The organism is Ruegeria sp. AM2 (genome assembly GCF_056540685.1).
The window spans coordinates 116,992-134,708 of sequence record NZ_JBQFXE010000003.1; the positions used below are offsets into that span (position 1 = coordinate 116,992).

Here is a 17,717-nt window from a genome sequence, read left to right on the forward strand (position 1 = left end):
GATGCTGTTCTTTGAGAATATGAAATGAGTACATTTAAATCTGGCGAGTATGATCTGATGATCACTCCTCGAAAAAGCACCCAGTTCAAAATGGTTCTGGAGAAGATTGCCGAAGTAGAAGGTGAAACCTTGGAGGCAATTCAAAAAAAGCTCTGGCGGGCAATAATGGCTGATGTTCAGAGCGGGTGTTTTCCGGCTGCATCACAAGTCAGAACGGGTACGGGAGTACCGGATAGAGCATTCACGATGAGTTTTTCCGGGGAAGTTTTTTCTGCATCAATCGATACTGAGTTGATGCTGGTTGTGCTTCACGACATTACTGGCCCGTAGACTGATCTCGCTCTTCCATCATAGTGAATGGCGTTTCAATTTTTGAAATATTTCCACTACCGTTGAGGCGAACGGATGAAGCGTATCCAAGTTCGCAAAACCATTTAAGGTTCCGTAAAACTTTGAGGCAAAAGAGCTTCTTTTTGCACTCTCCGAAGATTGCAATACACACCATTTCACCTGGTGCAATTTGAATGGGATTGCTGTGTGTTGCGTACTCCAAGGGCTTTTCATGTTGGGTCAAATGTAGCGTTGCACTGGTGACTTTAAAAAATGAAATTTTCATCTCGACACTGTTGATATACAGGGTCATGAGCCCATTGTTTTGGACATTTAACCGGCTGTAGTAGCTCGCCCCGTCCCTGGAAACAGAGAGACGGCCCGGCAACGGGGAAATTGTTGAGTTCCCGTTTATATTCAGTGACAAATACAAATCTGCCGCCATATTCTTCAGCTCAAGAAGTGCCAAAATACAAATCGCTGATATGATAAGGCCGCCGTTATCAGAGTTGGTTACAAACGAAGCGATATCTAAAATGATCAGTTTGTAGGTGCTTGTCCCGTCGGATGTAGCGACAGTATCTTTCATTGAGTTAATAGTTTTAGTGAAAATATTTGGTACAAGAAGTACGGCGATGAGGGATGCGATAAGTCGCCTGAACATATACTTTGGATCCGAGAACCCATACAAAATTAAAAACAGAGCAACTATTGAGAAGAATATACCGGAAACAGGTTGAAAAATTGGAAAAAAAATAGCAGCGCAAACTAGGCCAGCTATCATTGCAGATTGAAAAAAAACTCTTTTAAACCACTCACTCATCAATCAGTCTTTCTATACATTTTATCATTTGTTCAAAAATTTGCTTTGCCCGCCGTGATTGAACCGACCTAAGTGGCCCAGTTTGATTGTTAGTGCATGACCGGTCTCCGGTCCATCGGGAAGATGCAGCGTTAGCAATTAAATACAGCTAGTCTGACTTTTTCGACTAGTTATACAGGTCGCAACGACCACGATCTAGAAGTTAGGGTTTTGCCCTTCAAATCAACTATATGTGCTGCGATATGATCACCCTAAAACTGATCTACGCCTGTCCCCTAGCGGCTTTTTCAAGGAAGGCGACGCCCGCGCTTAGCTTTTTGCCAATGCAGTAAAGGTCAGATCAAAGGGACACGACAGTAGCCTTTCAACTTATGAACAAAGTACTACCTTGGGCCGACCGCCCAACTTTGCAAAGTCCGGTTTCTACGTATCACTGACCTTTGAGTGCCAAGAAGCATTTTGAACTTTGGGCTCATGGCTGCTGCTGAAGGAATGTTCACGACCGACCGATGTTCGGATGCAGCGGGGGATTGGCTGGCGAGAGCCCAATCGCTCCATAATTGCGACTTATGTTAAATCTCGAACAGTCTCTGGATCGGGGCAAAATTCGCATTTCTTATACGTGAGATTAATTTCGACCTGCAATGGTTGCCCGGTATTCTACATGAGGATTTGACATGAAAAAACTTGCAACAATCGACCTACCCAGGACAAGCGCCAATGCATTTGAAGTGCTGGCACGCTGCCAGGCCGCAGCCGAAAAAGCCGGAGGCGAACAAGCCAGAATTCAGACTTTTCTGGAGGAAGCCGTCCAGGGTGATTATGAGCACTTATTGCGTGTGGTGAATACCCACTTCGAGGTCTCTAGCGCCAGGACTTGACTAGAGAGGGCCTGGTATGCCGCCAGGCCCCTAACTCAAAATACTCTCAGTCACCGGTAATGCGCTCGATATGGTTTCTCTTCCGCAAGGCATTGGGGGCAAACTGGGTCAGAGTGAAGACGTTCGTATTGCCAATCTCGACTACCCGAGGCCCTGTTGGTCGTTCCTCAAGACTCCGGCTACGACCTGAAGCAGCTGGCAAAACTCAGAGATGAAATCGGTCTTGATGGAATTCGTTTTGCGACACTACCGGAAGCTGGAGCCAAGCATTTTGAAGACTAGGTGGTTCAGGAGTAGAAGTCTAAAGTCATAAAACTAAGGATCAATTGCGCCGATTTTGAGCAACTTTTCTCTTTCAATTGCATCTTTAGGAATGATCGCCATGAATGTTCGCGGGGGAAGTCGACCGCGCCCCAGCTCATCTAGCAGCGCGTTACCAAAGGTATCTGAAAGTAAAGCTATTCCTTCTGGCCCCAGTACACCACGTGCGCCTTGATTCTTACGCAGACGCTTCATTGGATCATCTTGATCAAAAAGAAGCGCTTCAACCACTTCGCGCGGCACAGGCTTGTCAAGGTTTCGACGGAAAAACTCAGCTGCGCGCGCAGTACCAGGCATAACTTTTCGGAGCTCTCGGAAAGCTTTCATATCAAACGCTCGCCAAACGGAGGTCGGATAACTCGCACCTTCGACCAACCAAAGTACATTAACAACTGCTCCTGACTTCACACCCCGTTTTCCGTCGCGGTTCGGAGCGTTGAGGTATTCCTTACGGGCGAGCATTACCCCCATCCAGCATTGGCTTTCTTCCTCTTTAGAGTTAATTACCAGACAAGGCCCTTCGTCGCGGTAAGTTTCGGGCGGAATCATCCAAGCGTTGTCCAGCGTATTTTTGATGTCGACGTCTCTATTTCCGATCACAAGATCGCGGATCCCCTTCGGAGCGCCAAGAAAGTCGCGAACGTAGTGCTCAATCTTGAGACCCACAAAGGTCTTTTCCACGTTGTCGAGTTCGCCGATTTCGGTTCGTCCTGTTCGGATTGGGTCAAGTACAAAATCGATGGCATCACGGACTGCCTGCGGAAACGCCATTCTTATGGCCGTTTCACCACCAGCGATATCGAGAATTCCCAATCGTATTCGATCCAGCTCTTCGAAGTCTGGATGCGACTGATCTACAACTGAAGGTAACATCTTCATGAAATTTTTTTTGTCGGCAACCGGGTCAGATGTGGAGTCGAAACGACTGAAAAATTACGTAGCTTCTCGGCGCTAAGCAACTGCGTGGAGGGCGCGCGCGGTTAGCGCGGAAAAAAGCTGTTTTCCAACTGCTTCTGCAACAGGTGGAGGGAATGCATTACCAACTTGGCGATATGCGTTTGTCTTTGCACCAGTGAAATGCCAGTTGTCGGGAAATCCTTGAAGCCTGGCTACCATTTGGACCGTCAGGCGAGGCATTCCCACGTGGTCTGGTCCTGGTGCCTCTGGAGCGATTGTCCTCCCCTCGACCCCAAGTGAAGCCCAAGCCTTACGCGCACGAGTTGGCCCAAGATCGGGCCCTCCGTGCTTTTTACTACCACCAACAATAGTTGGCGCAATTTCATTTGCCTGCTTCGCCCAAGCATCGACACCTCTCCAGCCATTCTCAGACATCATTTGCTTGAGAGTTTGACCGACGGTTTTAGGCCTCCGCTTTGATGGTTCCGGCCAGGAAAAATGCTCTACTCTGCTTTGTTCAACTGCCATAATGATAACGCGCGGACGTAGCTGTGGGACGCCGAAATCTGATGCATTCAATAATTTAGGTTCAGAGTGATAGCCTAACTTTCGTAGCTGCTTCTTGAGATGTAGCCGGTAGTCTTCAAACACCGCATCAAGGAAACCGCGTACATTCTCAATCATGATGGCACGCGGACGCATAACACTAATGATGTCAATGGCTTCATCAAAAAGATTGCGCTCGTCGGCCCGCCCAAGCTGTTTTCCAGCTTTGGAAAATGGCGGACATGGTAGCCCTCCAGCCAGCAGATCAATTCCTTGAAACTGGTTTGCTGCATCCTTGAAGACACGCATGTCTTCCTCGAGTACATTCCATTTAGGACGATTATGACGCAGGGTATTGCAGCAGTGCTTGTCAATCTCCACCAGCGCTTGATGACGAAATCTGGCCCTTTCAAGACCAAGAGCCTGACCGCCAGCTCCTGCACAAAGTTCCAGAGATGTCAGCATGTAGATGATCCTCCTCAGTGCAATACAACAGGTTGCGGAATCTGGTGCAACCTTGTTTAGCCCAAGCGCAAAATGTTCACAATACGTTCTACACAGTGTGAGCTACTTCGCGAAGGAAGATAGCGTCTGTGCCTCATTCAGCTAACGAGAACTTAAAGACCTTTGTGTCGCCAACACCAACTGAAAAATTCTTTGAATCAAACTCAGCCGGCCGCACGTAGACCACCCTATTTACTGGAAGAACCGCAGCGGCCAAGCCGCATATTATTGTTTCAAGTTTACCACCAGTCAGTGCGATTTCGAAATTTGATCTAAGTGTTTGGTAGGCTTCCAAGTGGTTCTCAAATAGAGCGCTGACAAGTCCACCCGGCTCACTCGTTGAAAACTCAATAGCTGACCCCAATTCCCCGCTTCTAGTAGCAATGCTGGCAGTTTTTTGAGCTACTTTGTGGCGGTAGCTCTTTCCTGAAGGAACAAATACATCAATTTCATCGTAAGCAATTTCGTCAACCAGATGTAGTAGTCGCCCGTGTTTTGCTGAAGAGAATGCACAGAGCTTACGGTTTCGTGATGGGTCGGAACGAAGCTCTTCAACGATCACGACTCTATAAGGTAATTTATCACCGCTGAGAATGTCCGAAAGCGTATCTACCCCGGCATCGCCCCAAAACTCTACACCATCTCCAATCGCGGCACTTAGATCAGCCTCGGTAGGCTGATACTCCTCTGGTTCTGTTATAGCTGCCCAAACCTCACTGCTCTGCGAGAATGTACTCTTAACCAGCTTGAAAATAGCAGGTTTTGTCAATCCTGACGCGTCAACTAGCGTCTTCCCAGACAATGGGATATTCGCGCCTGACATAATTTCGTCAATTTTCACCTGCTGGAAGTTTGCCCCCAAATCCTCTGCTAGCTTTTGTGTCTCGGCTATTTTTCCAGGTATGGCGGGCTTTTTGGCGGATATCGGCGGTAAGTCGCAAAAATATCATTTAAAATCAATGATATATGGCGGAGACGAAGGGATTCGAACCCTCGAGACGGTTTCCCGCCTACTCCCTTAGCAGGGGAGCGCCTTCGACCACTCGGCCACGTCTCCGCCGACGGGTATATCCTTGCAAGCAACGGGAATACAAGGCGAATTTTCCAAATTGTCTCGCTTTTGATTGAAACTTCGGAACCTTTTGAAAACATGTAAGAAACATCCTCAAAAAAGGGTGTGTGCAGTGAGGGTCAGGGCCGCTGCAATCCGACGTGATCAGGACCGTCACTGATCGTAAGGCACTTGGGCTTGGCTAACGCAGGCCAATTCGCTCCGGTCCGCGAGGAAATTCTCGGCCAGGCCAACGTCAGAGGCGTTCATTCACTGCAAATCCAATCGGGGTCGCACCGCGTGCTTTACACTGCCCCAGATGAATTGCGCGGCTGGTGTAAGGATGATCCAACAGAGGCGCGCGGCGGAAACCGGGTTCGGGCGGGCTTTGAAAGCGGGCAATCGGGTTGCTTCTGACCGGCCATGACCCCGACACCCAAATGATCGGCAAAGATCGAGCCGCTGTTGGTGCCAAAGTAGTTCCGGGCGGAAACGTGTGTGTCACCGGCCATCGCCTGCCCCAGAACGGTGACATCTTGCGACTATAGCTGCGCAGCAAAACTTGCCACGAACTTGCGCAGCCTCTCAATGGCAGCTCTATCGATCAGTGTCCCGGTCTCGTCGAACAACTCGCTTGCCCCGCCCAGCATCAACCGGCCTTCGAACCAGGGGCGGGTTTTGAGGGTGCGAAGTACGGGCCACCAGGCATCCTGCGCCAAAACGGTACCATAGCGCATGGGCGACGCGCCCATCACGGCAACGGGTTTTCCGACAAACAAATCGGCGGCAGACCCGCTGGCCATCCAGTCTATGGTGTTCTTGAAAACGCCAGGTAGGCCGTTGTTGTATTCAGGGGTCGCCAGCAATAACCCGTCCGCATCTTCCAGCTGATGACGGAGCAATTCGACAGCCCGAGGTGTCTCTCCGCGGGCTTCCAGGTCCGCGTTATAGAGTGGGACCTGCGCAATTGAGCCTATGATCAAGTCAATGTCATCTGGCATCATTGTGGCCGCTGCGCGAAGTAAGCCGCTGTTGTAGGAATCGCGTCGCAGACTTCCGGACAGGCCAAGAATCTTTGGCATTTGAAGCGCCTCAAAATCGGGGTTCACAATGGGCACAATACCGTGTTGACCCGTCTTTTGCGACCACTTCAACGCGGCAAAGCGGCTACGTGATCCGAACCCTCACGGCCAATCAGGCAAAGGCAGCCACTAAAGGTCTGGCGCCTGAAACCTGCGCCCTAAACGGCGTGTCGGGACCGCGCGACTCTTAAGCTGGAATCTGAAAGCTTGCCAAAAGGGCCGTTTTCGGCGCATATTTGTTTAGTTTTAAGAAATTTAATGACTAATAAAATCGACAATATGAGGTGAAATTTCGGGCGCGGGGTGGATTGAACCCCTACAGGAACCTTTTGGGGGAAGGGGACTTGGTGTTGGCCTGGTTAAAAGTTTGTTTGGTTTTTTTGACACTTGTGACGTTACCGGTTTCGGCAAAGGCTGCGATTGGAAAAGTTCTTCGTGTAACTCAGGGCGCTGAAATTACCCGTGCGGGTAAAACCATGCGTTTGCGCGAAGGGATGGAAGTCGCCTCGGGCGATACAATCTCGACCAACCGAACGGGTGTTGTCCAGTTGATCTTTGTGGACGAAACAAAGATCGCGGTCGGTCCCAATGCGCAAATGGTGCTGGATGTCTCGATGCTGCGCGGCGGGCGCAAAGCAAAGAACTTTACTGTCAAGGCTTTGGGCGGCAGTTTCCGTTTCATCTCGGGTAAAAGCCGCAAGCGGGCGTATTCGATCCAGACTCCCACAGCGACGATGGCCGTGCGGGGAACAACGTTTGACATGTGGATCACTTCTGGCAACCAAAGCGCGATGATCGTCATCGAGGGTACCGTGCGTATGTGTGGCACAGGCGGATCATGCCGGTCGGCCAGCCGCCAATGCAGCTTTTTTGCCACCAATTCCGGCGGGCAGGTTGGACGCGCCGCAGATCGCCAGCAATACGACAAGGCATTGAAAGGCGGATTTCCTTTCCTGCAATCGCAACAACGGCTACTACCGGCATTCCAGGTCGATGCCGAAGGATGTTCCGGTGACTCTGTGGCTGCCCCTCGTATTAAGTCGGACGCGCCCGAGGTCAGAACGGCCCGTCGGCCCGCACCGGAACGCCAGGCGGCGACCAAATCCGCACCGGTCGAGCGCGGTGAGCAAACCGAGGCAAAGTCCGAAGCCGGCGCAAAGTCGGGCACCGGCGCGCAATCTTCGGCGGGCGAAGTGAGTGTTTCGGCGGGCTCGCCCAGTGAGCGGGACGGAGGCGGGGGCGCCAGGGCGACAGCAACGGCTGGCGATGTCACGGCCGAGGCTGGCGGGTAGCGTGTATTCAAAATTTCTTTCGCCTTCGCGATCAGGAGGCTGACGTGGCGGGTAAAGCAACAGACAGAAAGGCGCGATGGCTGGCGTTTCGGCTGGTCGGTCTGGCGCTGATCATGTTCGGTTGCTTCATCCGCGTCATGGACCCCTATCCGGTCCAGATGTCGCGACTGATTTACTTTGACGTGCTACAGCGCATCTCTCCGCGCGCGTATGATCCGGGCTTGCCTGTGCGGGTCGTGGACATTGACGAGCGCTCGCTGGCAACCTGGGGTCAGTGGCCGTGGCCACGCACGCAATTGGCGCATATGGTGACGCGGTTGTCGGAATACGGCGCGGCGGCCATCGCGTTTGACATGTTGTTTGTGGAACCCGACCGCTATTCCCCGTCGCGGTTACTGCAAGACCCGGCCTTGTCCGGGATTTTGCACATCGATCAGGGTGCCGCGAACCTGGATAATGACCAGAAATTTGCTGCGGAAATCGCCAACCTACCTGTCGTGCTGGGTGTCGCCGCGCGCTTGTCTGACAGTGGCGAGGTGGTTTCTCCGAAGGCCGGTCTTGTCGAAATCGGCGAAAACCCCGCTGCGGGCCTGGTGAGCGTTGCACACTGGACGCCGCTGGCCCATCCGCTAGAGGACTACGCGTCCGGTATCGGTGGCGTCAACGTTTCGCCAATCGGCAGCCTTGGTGTTGTTCGCCGTGTCCCGGTGCTGTGGTCTGGACCGGGCGGAGTCCTGCCTGGTCTTGGCGTCGAAGCGCTTCGTGTGGCGATGGATGAGCCTGTGTTCTTTGCAGAAGGGGCCCAGGACGAAGCCGGAATCATGCTGGGGGTTGGCGTCGGTGGCTTTGATTTGCCGACGACCGAAAACGGTGAAGTTTGGGTTCGCTACAGGCGAGACAATCCCGGTCTCTATTTGTCGGCAGATGATGTCATGCAAACCGAAGAAATCCCCGCCCTACGGTCCGAGATCGAGGGGCGCATCATTCTGATTGGCACCTCTGCCGCAGGTCTGTTTGACATGCGCGAAACGGCACTGGGTGAATCCGTTCCCGGCGTTTCGATTCATGCGCAAATCATCGAGCAGATTTTGCTGGGCGAGATGCTCAGCCGCTCGGACGTGACCGCTGCGCTTGAGCTATTGGCCTTTGTAGTTTTGGGCATTGTGGTGACCGTGGTCATGTCGAGCTATGGTGCCGTTGCATCCTTTGTCGCCGGGGGCGTTGCTGCGGCGGTCGTCATGGGGATCAGTTGGGCTGCGTTCCAAAATCAGTTGGTCCTGTTTGATGCCACTTTCCCCTTGCTGGGCGGTATGGCGAATTTCGGTCTGCTGGCCGCTTATCTTTTTGCTTCGACGGAACGAGAGAAACGTGTGATCCGCCAGACGTTCTCGCACTACGTCGCCCCCGAAATTCTCGACGAGATGGAGGCAAACGGCCATCAGTTGCAATTGGGTGGAGAAACCCAGGAAATCACTGTGATGTTCTCGGACATACGCGGCTTTACCCCGCTGTCCGAGACGGTCTCGGCAACCGATCTCGTGGCACTATTGAACGAATTGTTTTCGGAAATCGGCGACCGAATTCTGGATGAGCGCGGTACGATTGACAAATTCATCGGCGACGCGGTCATGGCCTTCTGGAACGCTCCGCTGCCGGTAGCGGACCACCCGTGCAGGGCTGCATTGGCGGCATTGAAGATGCGGCAGGCACTGAGCGCGTTCAACGCGTCCCCAATCATGGAGGGGCGTCCACCGGTCGCTTTGGCGACAGGCTGTGCAACGGGGACGGCTTGCGTCGGCAATATCGGGTCGCGCAGTCGATTCAACTATACCGTCATCGGGGACGTCGTGAATGTGGCTGCAAGGATCGAACAGAACTGTCGGCACGTAGAATACGATATCCTCGTTTCACAAACCGTTTACCAGGCAACGCGGTCGGATCTTGCAATGCTCGAGGCCGGGTATGTTGATCTGAAAGGCAAAAGCGAATCCGAACCGGTCTATATTCTGATCGGAGACCGCGCGGTTGCGCGCAGCCAGGGTTTTCGAGCGCTGAAATCCGCGCATGACAGGTTGCTGTCGGGCATTCGCACCCGCGCACCTCAGACAGCGGTCGCCGAACTTTGTGATGCATGTCGGGATATGGCTGTTGGGGTTGAGCCAGGGTTGGCCGACTTCTACCGCTCGATCCCGGGGCGCGCAGCCGAGTTTAGGGCGGACACGAAAACCGGGCGGATTATGTTCAGTCACCATAACGGTAAAGGTAAATCAGCAGAATGGAGCGAACCGTCCAGCCAGTCCTGAAATAGAATGGGGCCACTGTTGGAAATTCAACAGCGGCCCCTGTCCGTGGATCAAAAGGTTTCAGTCTCGCCCCCTCGAATACTATCTAAAAAAAAACGGGCTAAAACTTTCGATATATTCGAGACTGACCTTCTACACTCATCGGAACACGTTCATATTGCACGATGGCCGAGGGTGTATCAGTGAACCAGATCACATTCGTTGAAAATTAGTTGTTTACCGCCAATCAAAAAATCCCGGTCCGGCTTGTGCCAATAGATCCGCTGCCATTTTCTGACCCAAAGCCGCACCGTCGGAGGCAGGTCCCGACGCCTCAAGCGCAATGGATTCGGACCCGTCCGGGCGCAAAACTTCGCCGCGCAGTGACAGCTGTCCATTTTCGATCTGCGCCAGCCCTGCAATGGGTGTTTCGCACGATCCGTCCAATCCCAATAGCAGCGCGCGTTCAGCGGCCAGACGGTCGCCTGTCTCTGAATGGTGAATGGCGGCCAGCAGGTCAGCCGCGCGTGCGTCATCGCTGCGTCTTTCGATGCCAATCGTGCCCTGCGCGATTGCGGGCAGCATGTCATCGGGCGAGATCGCTGTTGCCGGAACCTCGTTCATCTGCAACCGCCGCAACCCGGCCATTGCCAGAAAGGTGCAATCGGCAACGCCATCGGCCAACTTTTTCAACCGGGTCTGCACGTTGCCCCGAAACTCGACCACTTGCAGGTCAGGCCTGCGGTTCAGCAACTGGGCCCGCCGTCGGAGCGATGAGGTGCCGACCACCGCGCCTTGGGGCAAGTCGTGGATCGAGTTCAGAGTGGGCGAGATAAACGCATCGCGCACATCTTCGCGCGGCAGGAACGTGTCCAGCACCAGCCCGTCGGGTTGTTCGACCGGCATATCCTTGGTGGAATGTACCGCGATGTCGATATCGCCGCGCAACATCGCCTCTTCGATTTCCTTGGTGAACAGGCCCTTGTTGCCGATTTCCTTCAATGGGCGATCGGCGTCGATCATGGCGCGGTTGTCGCCCGTGGTCTTGATCACCACGATCTCGAACGCTGCGTCTGGCAGGTCGAACGCCACGCTCAACCGCTGCCGGGTCTCATAGGCTTGCGCCAGGGCAAGGGGCGATCCACGGGTGCCAATCTTGAGCGGTGAGTCGGGGGAGGGCAGGGTCAGTGTCATGGCCTCAGCTTTAATCGCGTCACATTGCCCTGACAATGGGGGCAAAGCTTGACAAATTGCCACTGAGGGCCGACGCGTAGCGGCACACCGGAAGACTGGGGGCAGGCATGGCCGAGACAAAGAAAGTGTTGCGCGCGTTGGCGGGCGAGGTGCAGGACATCCCACCGATCTGGATGATGCGGCAGGCCGGGCGGTATCTGCCCGAATATCGCGCGACCCGCGCGCAGGCCGGAGATTTTCTGTCGCTATGCTATACCCCGGATCTTGCCGCCGAAGTCACGTTGCAACCGATCCGTCGCTACGGGTTTGATGCGGCGATCCTGTTTGCCGATATTTTGCTGGTGCCCCAGGCGCTGGGGGCCGACCTTTGGTTTGTGACCGGCGAAGGGCCGCGGCTGTCGACGATTACCCGGCAATCGGAGTTCGATGCTCTGAAACCAGTTGAAGCAATTCACGAAACGTTGTCCCCGGTTTATGAAACAGTGCGCATCCTGTCGCAGGAATTGCCGTCCGAAACGACGCTGATCGGATTTGCAGGCGCACCTTGGACGGTGGCCACCTATATGATCGCCGGGCGTGGTACGCCGGATCAGGGACCCGCGCATGCGCTGCGCGAAGGGAACGCGGCCTTGTTCGAAGCGCTTCTGGATCGCATCACGGCTGCAACGATCGAATACCTCTCGGCCCAGATCGATGCCGGGGCCGAAGTGGTGAAGATATTCGACAGTTGGGCCGGGTCGCTGAAGGGCGACGCGTTCCGGAAATATGCCGTGGAACCATGCCGGGTAATAACGCAAGCCATAAAGGCCCGTCACCCCGGAACCCCTGTCATCGGCTTCCCACGGGAAGCAGGTGAAGGTTACGTGGGGTTTGCCAAAGCAACGGGCGTGGATTGCGTCGCGTTGGACAACTCGGTGTCACCTGCTTGGGCGGCAGAGCACGTTCAGGCGGATGGGTGTGTGCAGGGGAACCTGGCCTCATCCCATATGGTGACCGGTGGGCAGGCGCTGGTGGATGAGACCCGCAGGATTGTCGAGGCGTTCTCAAAGGGACCGCATATTTTCAATTTGGGCCATGGGATTACGCCGGACGCGAATCCGGAAAATGTTCAATTGATGATTGATACGGTGCGCGGGCGGTGAGTGGGCAGGGGGCCAGCCCCCTCTTGGCCTTTGGCCAATTCACCCCCGGGATATTTTTAGCCAGATGAAGGGGCGGATTTTGCGTTTGCGGAGAGTTCGTCCAGTATCTCTGGCGCGTGTTCTCCGCGTTTTGGACTAGGCTTTGGGTGCCAAAAATGGGTCGAGAAGCGAGGGGCGGCCGCGGCTTGTGTCGTGCCGTTTTGGGTGAGCCAGACTTGCCGCGCAGTATTCATCGGGTGATCTCGCGCCTCTTGTGGTGATAGCACGGGCGCGACACAGGCGTCGGTTCCGTGGAAAAGTTCTGCCCAGTGATCGCGTGGTTTGCTGGCAAAGATGTCTATTAGTTTACTGGTTAGGCGTGGCCACGCAGTGCGATCATATTGTTCGGCAAAATCCAGGTCATCACTGAGGCCGAGTATTTCGAGGAAGCTGGCGTAGAACTTGGGTTCTAGGCATTGGACCGAGAGGAAGGCTCCATCAGCGCAGCGGTATGTTCGACTCCAATGCGGGCCGTCCAGCAGGCTTTGACCGCGTGAGGTTGAGAGGTTGCCGGTCTGGCCCAGGCTCATAAGCAGGTTCATCATATGGGCCGAGCCGTCATAGATTGCTGCATCCACAACGGTGCCGTTGCCGGTGCGTTGGGCCGATAGCAGGCCAGCGAGGATACCAGCCACCAGATACATCGCGCCACCACCGATATCACCCACCAGCGTGGCTGGCGTCATTGGCGGCTGGCCGGGTTCGGAAGCGTACCACAAGGCTCCGGACAAGGCGATGTAGTTCAGATCGTGCCCGGCATTCTGCGACAGAGGGCTTTCCTGCCCCCAACCGGTCATGCGCCCATAAATCAGCCTCGGGTTGCTGGCGTGACAATCTGTTGGGCCCAGGCCCAGCTTTTCCATCACACCGGGTCGGAACCCTTCGATCATTGCATCGGCGGTGTCGATCAGCTGTCTGGCGGTCGCCAGATCACGCGGGTCTTTGAGGTCCAGCGCAATGGACCGCTTGCCGCGATCCAACAGCGAGCGGTCTGGCATGCCCGGGGTCACCGGCGCGCCCTTGCGGTGGATGGTGATGACGTCTGCCCCCAGATCTGCAAGCAGCATGGCCGCAAAAGGCCCCGGGCCCAATCCTTCGATTTCTACAATGCGGATTCCGCTTAGCATTTTGTCTCTCTCCTCATGTTGCAAGTTTTCCGGGACCGAGGCGAATTGCAACCCTTTGAGTTGGTAGCAGACGCTTGTCAGACATCCGCTTGCGGCGTAGCCTCTGCAGCGGGATGGAGTGAGGGTCGGATGCGCCTTTGGATAATGTTGTGCGCGGTCACTGCGGTGGCCATTTTGGCGACCATAATTGTGCGCCTGCACCCACCGGGTAGCCTGTCACTGGCGGCAGGCCCCGACGGAGGTGCCTATGTGCAGGTGGCCCGAGACTATGGCACCATTCTGTCTCGTGATGATATCCAGATGGATAGTGTCAAGACCGCAGGGTCGGTCGAAAATGCCGAATTGCTGAACCAAGGGGCGGTAGACGCGGCCTTTTTACAGGGCGGCATCAGAGTTGATCCAAGCAAGGCCGAAGCGGTTGGTGCGGTGTTCTTTGAACCGATCATCTTTCTGGCCCGCGATGACGCCACGATCCCCCGCAATCCCGCCTTGTGGAAAGGGCTGCGGATCAACAGTGGCGCGGCGGGATCAGGAACTGCCGCAGCTTTTCGGGATTTTGAGAACGCGGTCGGTCTGACAGAATCCGACAACGAACACCTTTCGATTCCCTACGCCGACGCGGCTGAGGCGCTGCTGGACGGGCAATTGGATATTGCAGTTTTTGTCGCTCCGATCGAGGCGCCTTATCTGAAAGCGGCCTATGAAGTACCCAGCCTGCGCGTGCTGGATCTGGATCATGTTGAGGCGATCTCGCGTCGGTTGGAATATGCAACCGTGGTGACCGTGCCGACGGGCGGCATGTCGCTGGACCCCGTCCTGCCGCCGCGCCCGGTTGATCTCATCGCGATCGAGGCGCGGCTGGTCGTCCGCCCCGACCTGCACCCAGCGCTGATCAACCGCCTGACCATGGCTGCGCTGGAACTGCATCGCACCAGAGGTATCATCACGGACCCGGGTGTTTTTCCAAGTTTGGAAGGCACCGGGCTGACAGTCAGCAACACCGCGCGGCAATTGATACTGGAGGGGCCTTCGACCTGGCACAACTGGTTGCCCTATTGGGTGGCAGCCCAGATCAACCGGGTGCTGCTGTTGCTGTTGCCATTCTTTTTCATTGTCGTGCCGCTGCTGCGGCTTTTGCCCATGGCTTATGCCTATTTCATGCGCTGGCGCGTCTGGCAGCATTACCCCGAGATACGGGATATTGAAAATGAACTGACAAACAATCCGGGTCCAGAGCAACTGGCGGACATGCAGGAACACCTGCATGAATTGGATGACCGTCTGGCGACCCTGCGCCTGCCTGCCGCATATCGGCAAGGGCAATATGATGCCCGTCTGCATCTGGAGCTTGTGCAAAAGCGGATCGCGGAGATGCAGCGCACCAGTCACTCGTGACGAGCGCCAGACTTGTGCGACAATGGACGTGCAGGGGACCTTCGCTACGGAAATGCGCATAAACCTGTGCGGAAATGCCCTGTTCTCTTGCCGGATGGCGGGATAGTGTCGCGGCCAGAGCGAGGGAACGCATGACAACCATTCTATCCATCCGGGATTTACGCAAATCCTATGAAGGTGGCTTTGAGGCGCTGAAGGGTGTCTCGCTGGACATCGAAGAAGGTGAGATTCTGGCTCTGCTTGGTCCGAACGGGGCAGGTAAGACCACGTTGATTTCTACCGTGTGCGGGATCACCACGCCAACCTCGGGGTCGGTGACCGTGGGTGGACATGACATTCAGACCGACTTTCGCGCTGCACGTAAAATGATCGGTCTGGTGCCGCAGGAAATCGCGCTGGAGCCGTTTGAAAAGGTTTGGAACACCGTCCGGTTCTCGCGTGGCCTTTTCGGTCATGGCAGCGACAATGCCCGGATTGAAGAGATCCTCCGCAAACTGTCCCTTTGGGACAAGCGCCGCAATGCGATCAAGGAATTGTCCGGGGGGATGAAGCGGCGGGTTCTGATTGCAAAGGCTCTGGCGCACGAGCCGCGTGTGCTGTTTTTGGACGAGCCCACTGCAGGGGTCGATGTCGAGCTGCGCAAAGATATGTGGGCGATTGTGGCCGAGCTGAAACAGGCCGGTGTCACTATCATTCTGACCACGCATTACATCGAAGAGGCCGAGGCCATCGCCGACCGCGTCGGCGTCATCGACAAGGGCGAGTTGCTGTTGGTGCAGGACAAAGACACGTTGATGGCACAGATGGGGAAGAAACAGATTGAGGTTATGCTGACCGATCCGATCTCGGCAATTCCCGACAGTCTGGCCGCGCACAGCTTGACTATGACCGAAAGCGGCGATGCGCTGGTTTATACCTATGATATCCATGCGGATCGCACAGGCATCACCACTTTGTTGAACGACGTGGCGCAGGCCGGTCTGGTGTTGCGGGATGTGCAGACCCGGCAATCGAGTCTGGAAGAGATTTTCGTTAATTTGGTATCCGGAGAGTCTGCATGAACTGGTCCGCCATCGCCGCCATCTACCGGTTCGAAATGGCCCGGTTCTTTCGCACGTTGGCACAGAGCTTTCTGTCGCCTGTCCTGTCCACGTCGCTTTATTTTGTCGTCTTCGGCACCGCCATCGGCAGCCGCATCCAGGAGGTTGAAGGCGTATCCTATGGCGCATTCATCGTGCCGGGGCTAATCATGTTGTCGGTCGTGATGCTGTCGATCTCAAACGCCTCGTTCGGCATCTATTTCCCCAAGTTTCTGGGTACGATCTACGAGTTGCTTTCGGCGCCGATCAATTTCATCGAGATTGTGATCGGCTATGTCGGCGCCGCCGCCACCAAGGCTTTGTTCGTGGGGCTTGTTATTCTTGTCACCGCCACATTCTTTGTCGACCTGCGTATCGAACACCCCTTTGCGATGGCGGCGTTTCTGATCCTCTCCTGTCTCAGCTTTTCCCTATTGGGCTTCATCGTTGGCATCTGGGCCAGCAACTTTGAGCAAATGTCTCTGGTGCCTCAGCTTGTCGTAACGCCGCTGATCTTCCTGGGTGGCACGTTCTATTCGATATCCATGCTGCCACCGCTTTGGCAAACGATCACGCTATTCAACCCGGTTGTATATCTGATTTCCGGTTTCCGTTGGTCGTTTTACGGAATATCCGATGTCCCCGTTTTCTGGAGCTTGCTGGCCATCGTCGCGTTCACCGGGGTTTGCCTGGCCATCATCGGCTGGATCTTCAAAACCGGCTGGCGCATCCGCAGTTAAGGCGTTGCATTTATGTCGTTTGCACCTGTGAATTTGGTTCACGTAACGTTTAAGGCCCGGTGGGTCCCTTGTTTCGCGGTTGGCCGCACTCTACATCGGCATCCATGAAGCTCAGCCTGCCTTTCGTCAAAAAACAGCCTACCGTCGCCATTGTCCGCCTGTCCGGAGCGATTGGAATGGCGGGGCGCGGATCGTTGAACGACACGGCGCTGGCGCCGGTTCTTGAAAAGGCATTCCGTAAGGGAAAACCATCCGCCGTCGCGCTTGAGGTTAACTCACCCGGCGGGTCACCGGTGCAAAGCTCATTGATTGGTGCGCGTATCCGGCGGTTGGCGGAAGAGCTTGATATCCCCGTCTACGCTTTCGTCGAAGATGTTGCCGCGTCCGGCGGGTACTGGCTGGCGGCGGCTGCAGATGAGATTTGGGCCGACGAAAGCTCGGTCGTGGGATCGATCGGGGTTATTTCGGCTGGCTTTGGAGCGCATGTGTTTCTGGCGCGGCAAGGGGTTGAGCGGCGGGTTCATACGGCGGGTCAATCGAAGTCGATGCTGGACCCGTTTGCTCCGGAAAAGAAAGAGGATGTCGCAAGGCTCAAAGTGCTGCTGGGCGACATTCATGAGAATTTCATTGCGCATGTCAAAGCCCGGCGCGGCGACAAACTGGATGCAGACGCGGACCTGTTCAATGGCGAGGTCTGGTTGGCTCGTCGCGCGCAAAAGCTGGGTCTGATCGAAGGCATTGCGCATCTGAAGCCCAAGATGCAGGAGCGGTTCGGCGAAAAGGTCAGGTTCCGCCGCTACGGGTTACGCAAACCGATCTGGTCCCGGTTCGGGGCATCTTTGGCACAGGACACCATCTCCGGGATTGAGGAGCGTGCCGCTTACGCGCGTTTCGGTTTGTAGCGTGATTATCAAGGCCGTCACTCTGTTCCTGATTGCCATGGCCGTTCTGGCGATGTTCGGCAAGCTGCGCTTTCCGGGGCAGAAGCGCCT

General features: G+C 55.1%; 16 protein-coding genes and 1 tRNA gene. 9 read left to right on the forward strand and 8 right to left on the reverse strand.

Translation table 11 applies throughout. The annotated features are described in order from the left end of the window. Positions 1-24: 24 nt before the first annotated feature. Positions 25-330, forward strand: coding sequence for a hypothetical protein (locus ACR0CR_RS09410; RefSeq protein WP_480598370.1), 306 nt, complete (start codon positions 25-27; stop codon positions 328-330). On the opposite strand, the gene ACR0CR_RS09415 is transcribed toward ACR0CR_RS09410, so the two are convergent. After that, the gene (locus tag ACR0CR_RS09415) at positions 317-1,153 is read right to left on the reverse strand and encodes a hypothetical protein (protein ID WP_480598371.1); all 837 of its coding nucleotides are present in this window, start codon (positions 1,151-1,153) and stop codon (positions 317-319) included. The genes ACR0CR_RS09410 and ACR0CR_RS09415 overlap by 14 nt on opposite strands. Positions 1,154-1,830: 677 nt before the next feature. Between ACR0CR_RS09415 and ACR0CR_RS09420 the strand changes: the two genes are divergently transcribed. Beyond that, complete coding sequence (locus ACR0CR_RS09420; RefSeq protein WP_480598373.1) at positions 1,831-2,034, forward strand: hypothetical protein; 204 nt, start codon at positions 1,831-1,833, stop codon at positions 2,032-2,034. 315 nt (positions 2,035-2,349) lie between these two features. On the opposite strand, the gene ACR0CR_RS09425 is transcribed toward ACR0CR_RS09420, so the two are convergent. The 5 genes from ACR0CR_RS09425 to ACR0CR_RS09445 form a co-directional block, all read right to left on the reverse strand. Beyond that, positions 2,350-3,234, reverse strand: a complete 885-nt coding sequence (locus ACR0CR_RS09425; RefSeq protein WP_480598375.1) for a NaeI family type II restriction endonuclease — start codon at positions 3,232-3,234, stop codon at positions 2,350-2,352. Positions 3,235-3,306: 72 nt separating this feature from the next. Next, positions 3,307-4,263, reverse strand: a complete 957-nt coding sequence (locus ACR0CR_RS09430; protein ID WP_480598377.1) for a DNA cytosine methyltransferase — start codon at positions 4,261-4,263, stop codon at positions 3,307-3,309. Between the two features lie 133 nt (positions 4,264-4,396). Continuing rightward, positions 4,397-5,143, reverse strand: coding sequence for a hypothetical protein (locus ACR0CR_RS09435; protein WP_480598379.1), 747 nt, complete (start codon positions 5,141-5,143; stop codon positions 4,397-4,399). 126 nt (positions 5,144-5,269) lie between these two features. Next, positions 5,270-5,359 (reverse strand) — tRNA-Ser (locus ACR0CR_RS09440). Positions 5,360-5,895: 536 nt separating this feature from the next. Next, on the reverse strand, positions 5,896-6,435 hold the full coding sequence (locus tag ACR0CR_RS09445; protein ID WP_480598380.1) for an NADPH-dependent FMN reductase: 540 nt from the start codon (positions 6,433-6,435) through the stop codon (positions 5,896-5,898). A gap of 476 nt (positions 6,436-6,911) precedes the next feature. Between ACR0CR_RS09445 and ACR0CR_RS09450 the strand changes: the two genes are divergently transcribed. Both ACR0CR_RS09450 and ACR0CR_RS09455 read left to right on the forward strand, forming a co-directional pair. After that, on the forward strand, positions 6,912-7,727 hold the full coding sequence (locus tag ACR0CR_RS09450) for a FecR family protein (RefSeq protein WP_480598382.1): 816 nt from the start codon (positions 6,912-6,914) through the stop codon (positions 7,725-7,727). Positions 7,728-7,771: 44 nt separating this feature from the next. Further along, the gene (locus ACR0CR_RS09455) at positions 7,772-10,030 is read left to right on the forward strand and encodes a CHASE2 domain-containing protein (RefSeq protein WP_480598384.1); all 2,259 of its coding nucleotides are present in this window, start codon (positions 7,772-7,774) and stop codon (positions 10,028-10,030) included. Between the two features lie 216 nt (positions 10,031-10,246). On the opposite strand, the gene hemC is transcribed toward ACR0CR_RS09455, so the two are convergent. Then, on the reverse strand, positions 10,247-11,203 hold the full coding sequence (hemC, locus tag ACR0CR_RS09460) for a hydroxymethylbilane synthase (protein WP_480598385.1): 957 nt from the start codon (positions 11,201-11,203) through the stop codon (positions 10,247-10,249). Between the two features lie 107 nt (positions 11,204-11,310). Here hemC and hemE point away from each other — a divergent pair, with 107 nt between their 5' ends. After that, positions 11,311-12,345, forward strand: a complete 1,035-nt coding sequence (hemE, locus tag ACR0CR_RS09465; RefSeq protein ID WP_480598387.1) for a uroporphyrinogen decarboxylase — start codon at positions 11,311-11,313, stop codon at positions 12,343-12,345. A gap of 56 nt (positions 12,346-12,401) precedes the next feature. On the opposite strand, the gene ACR0CR_RS09470 is transcribed toward hemE, so the two are convergent. Then, complete coding sequence (locus ACR0CR_RS09470; protein WP_480598389.1) at positions 12,402-13,511, reverse strand: CaiB/BaiF CoA transferase family protein; 1,110 nt, start codon at positions 13,509-13,511, stop codon at positions 12,402-12,404. 129 nt (positions 13,512-13,640) lie between these two features. Here ACR0CR_RS09470 and ACR0CR_RS09475 point away from each other — a divergent pair, with 129 nt between their 5' ends. The 4 genes from ACR0CR_RS09475 (at position 13,641) to ACR0CR_RS09490 (ending at position 17,627) form a co-directional block, all read left to right on the forward strand. Continuing rightward, positions 13,641-14,906 carry a TAXI family TRAP transporter solute-binding subunit gene (locus ACR0CR_RS09475; protein WP_480598391.1) on the forward strand — a complete coding sequence of 422 codons (1,266 nt, stop codon included), beginning with the start codon at positions 13,641-13,643 and terminating at the stop codon, positions 14,904-14,906. A 131-nt stretch (positions 14,907-15,037) separates the two neighbouring features. Further along, on the forward strand, positions 15,038-15,967 hold the full coding sequence (locus tag ACR0CR_RS09480) for an ABC transporter ATP-binding protein (protein ID WP_170658270.1): 930 nt from the start codon (positions 15,038-15,040) through the stop codon (positions 15,965-15,967). Then, a complete protein-coding gene (locus ACR0CR_RS09485) occupies positions 15,964-16,725 on the forward strand; it encodes an ABC transporter permease (protein WP_170658269.1) in 762 nt (253 codons plus the stop codon). The genes ACR0CR_RS09480 and ACR0CR_RS09485 overlap by 4 nt, the downstream gene beginning before the upstream one ends. 104 nt (positions 16,726-16,829) lie before the next feature. After that, on the forward strand, positions 16,830-17,627 hold the full coding sequence (locus ACR0CR_RS09490) for a S49 family peptidase (protein ID WP_480598393.1): 798 nt from the start codon (positions 16,830-16,832) through the stop codon (positions 17,625-17,627). Positions 17,628-17,717 lie beyond the last annotated feature (90 nt).

What these genes read in the sequence shown, in the direction of transcription:
- ACR0CR_RS09410 (WP_480598370.1), top strand. Translation starts at nt 25, where the DNA reads ATGAGTACATTTAAATCTGGCGAGTATGATCTGATGATCACTCCTCGA.
- ACR0CR_RS09415 (WP_480598371.1), bottom strand. Translation starts at nt 1,153, where the DNA reads ATGAGTGAGTGGTTTAAAAGAGTTTTTTTTCAATCTGCAATGATAGCT.
- ACR0CR_RS09420 (WP_480598373.1), top strand. Translation starts at nt 1,831, where the DNA reads ATGAAAAAACTTGCAACAATCGACCTACCCAGGACAAGCGCCAATGCA.
- ACR0CR_RS09425 (WP_480598375.1), bottom strand. Translation starts at nt 3,234, where the DNA reads ATGAAGATGTTACCTTCAGTTGTAGATCAGTCGCATCCAGACTTCGAA.
- ACR0CR_RS09430 (WP_480598377.1), bottom strand. Translation starts at nt 4,263, where the DNA reads ATGCTGACATCTCTGGAACTTTGTGCAGGAGCTGGCGGTCAGGCTCTT.
- ACR0CR_RS09445 (WP_480598380.1), bottom strand. Translation starts at nt 6,435, where the DNA reads ATGCCAAAGATTCTTGGCCTGTCCGGAAGTCTGCGACGCGATTCCTAC.
- ACR0CR_RS09450 (WP_480598382.1), top strand. Translation starts at nt 6,912, where the DNA reads ATGCGTTTGCGCGAAGGGATGGAAGTCGCCTCGGGCGATACAATCTCG.
- hemC (WP_480598385.1), bottom strand. Translation starts at nt 11,203, where the DNA reads ATGACACTGACCCTGCCCTCCCCCGACTCACCGCTCAAGATTGGCACC.
- hemE (WP_480598387.1), top strand. Translation starts at nt 11,311, where the DNA reads ATGGCCGAGACAAAGAAAGTGTTGCGCGCGTTGGCGGGCGAGGTGCAG.
- ACR0CR_RS09470 (WP_480598389.1), bottom strand. Translation starts at nt 13,511, where the DNA reads ATGCTAAGCGGAATCCGCATTGTAGAAATCGAAGGATTGGGCCCGGGG.
- ACR0CR_RS09475 (WP_480598391.1), top strand. Translation starts at nt 13,641, where the DNA reads ATGCGCCTTTGGATAATGTTGTGCGCGGTCACTGCGGTGGCCATTTTG.
- ACR0CR_RS09480 (WP_170658270.1), top strand. Translation starts at nt 15,038, where the DNA reads ATGACAACCATTCTATCCATCCGGGATTTACGCAAATCCTATGAAGGT.
- ACR0CR_RS09485 (WP_170658269.1), top strand. Translation starts at nt 15,964, where the DNA reads ATGAACTGGTCCGCCATCGCCGCCATCTACCGGTTCGAAATGGCCCGG.
- ACR0CR_RS09490 (WP_480598393.1), top strand. Translation starts at nt 16,830, where the DNA reads ATGAAGCTCAGCCTGCCTTTCGTCAAAAAACAGCCTACCGTCGCCATT.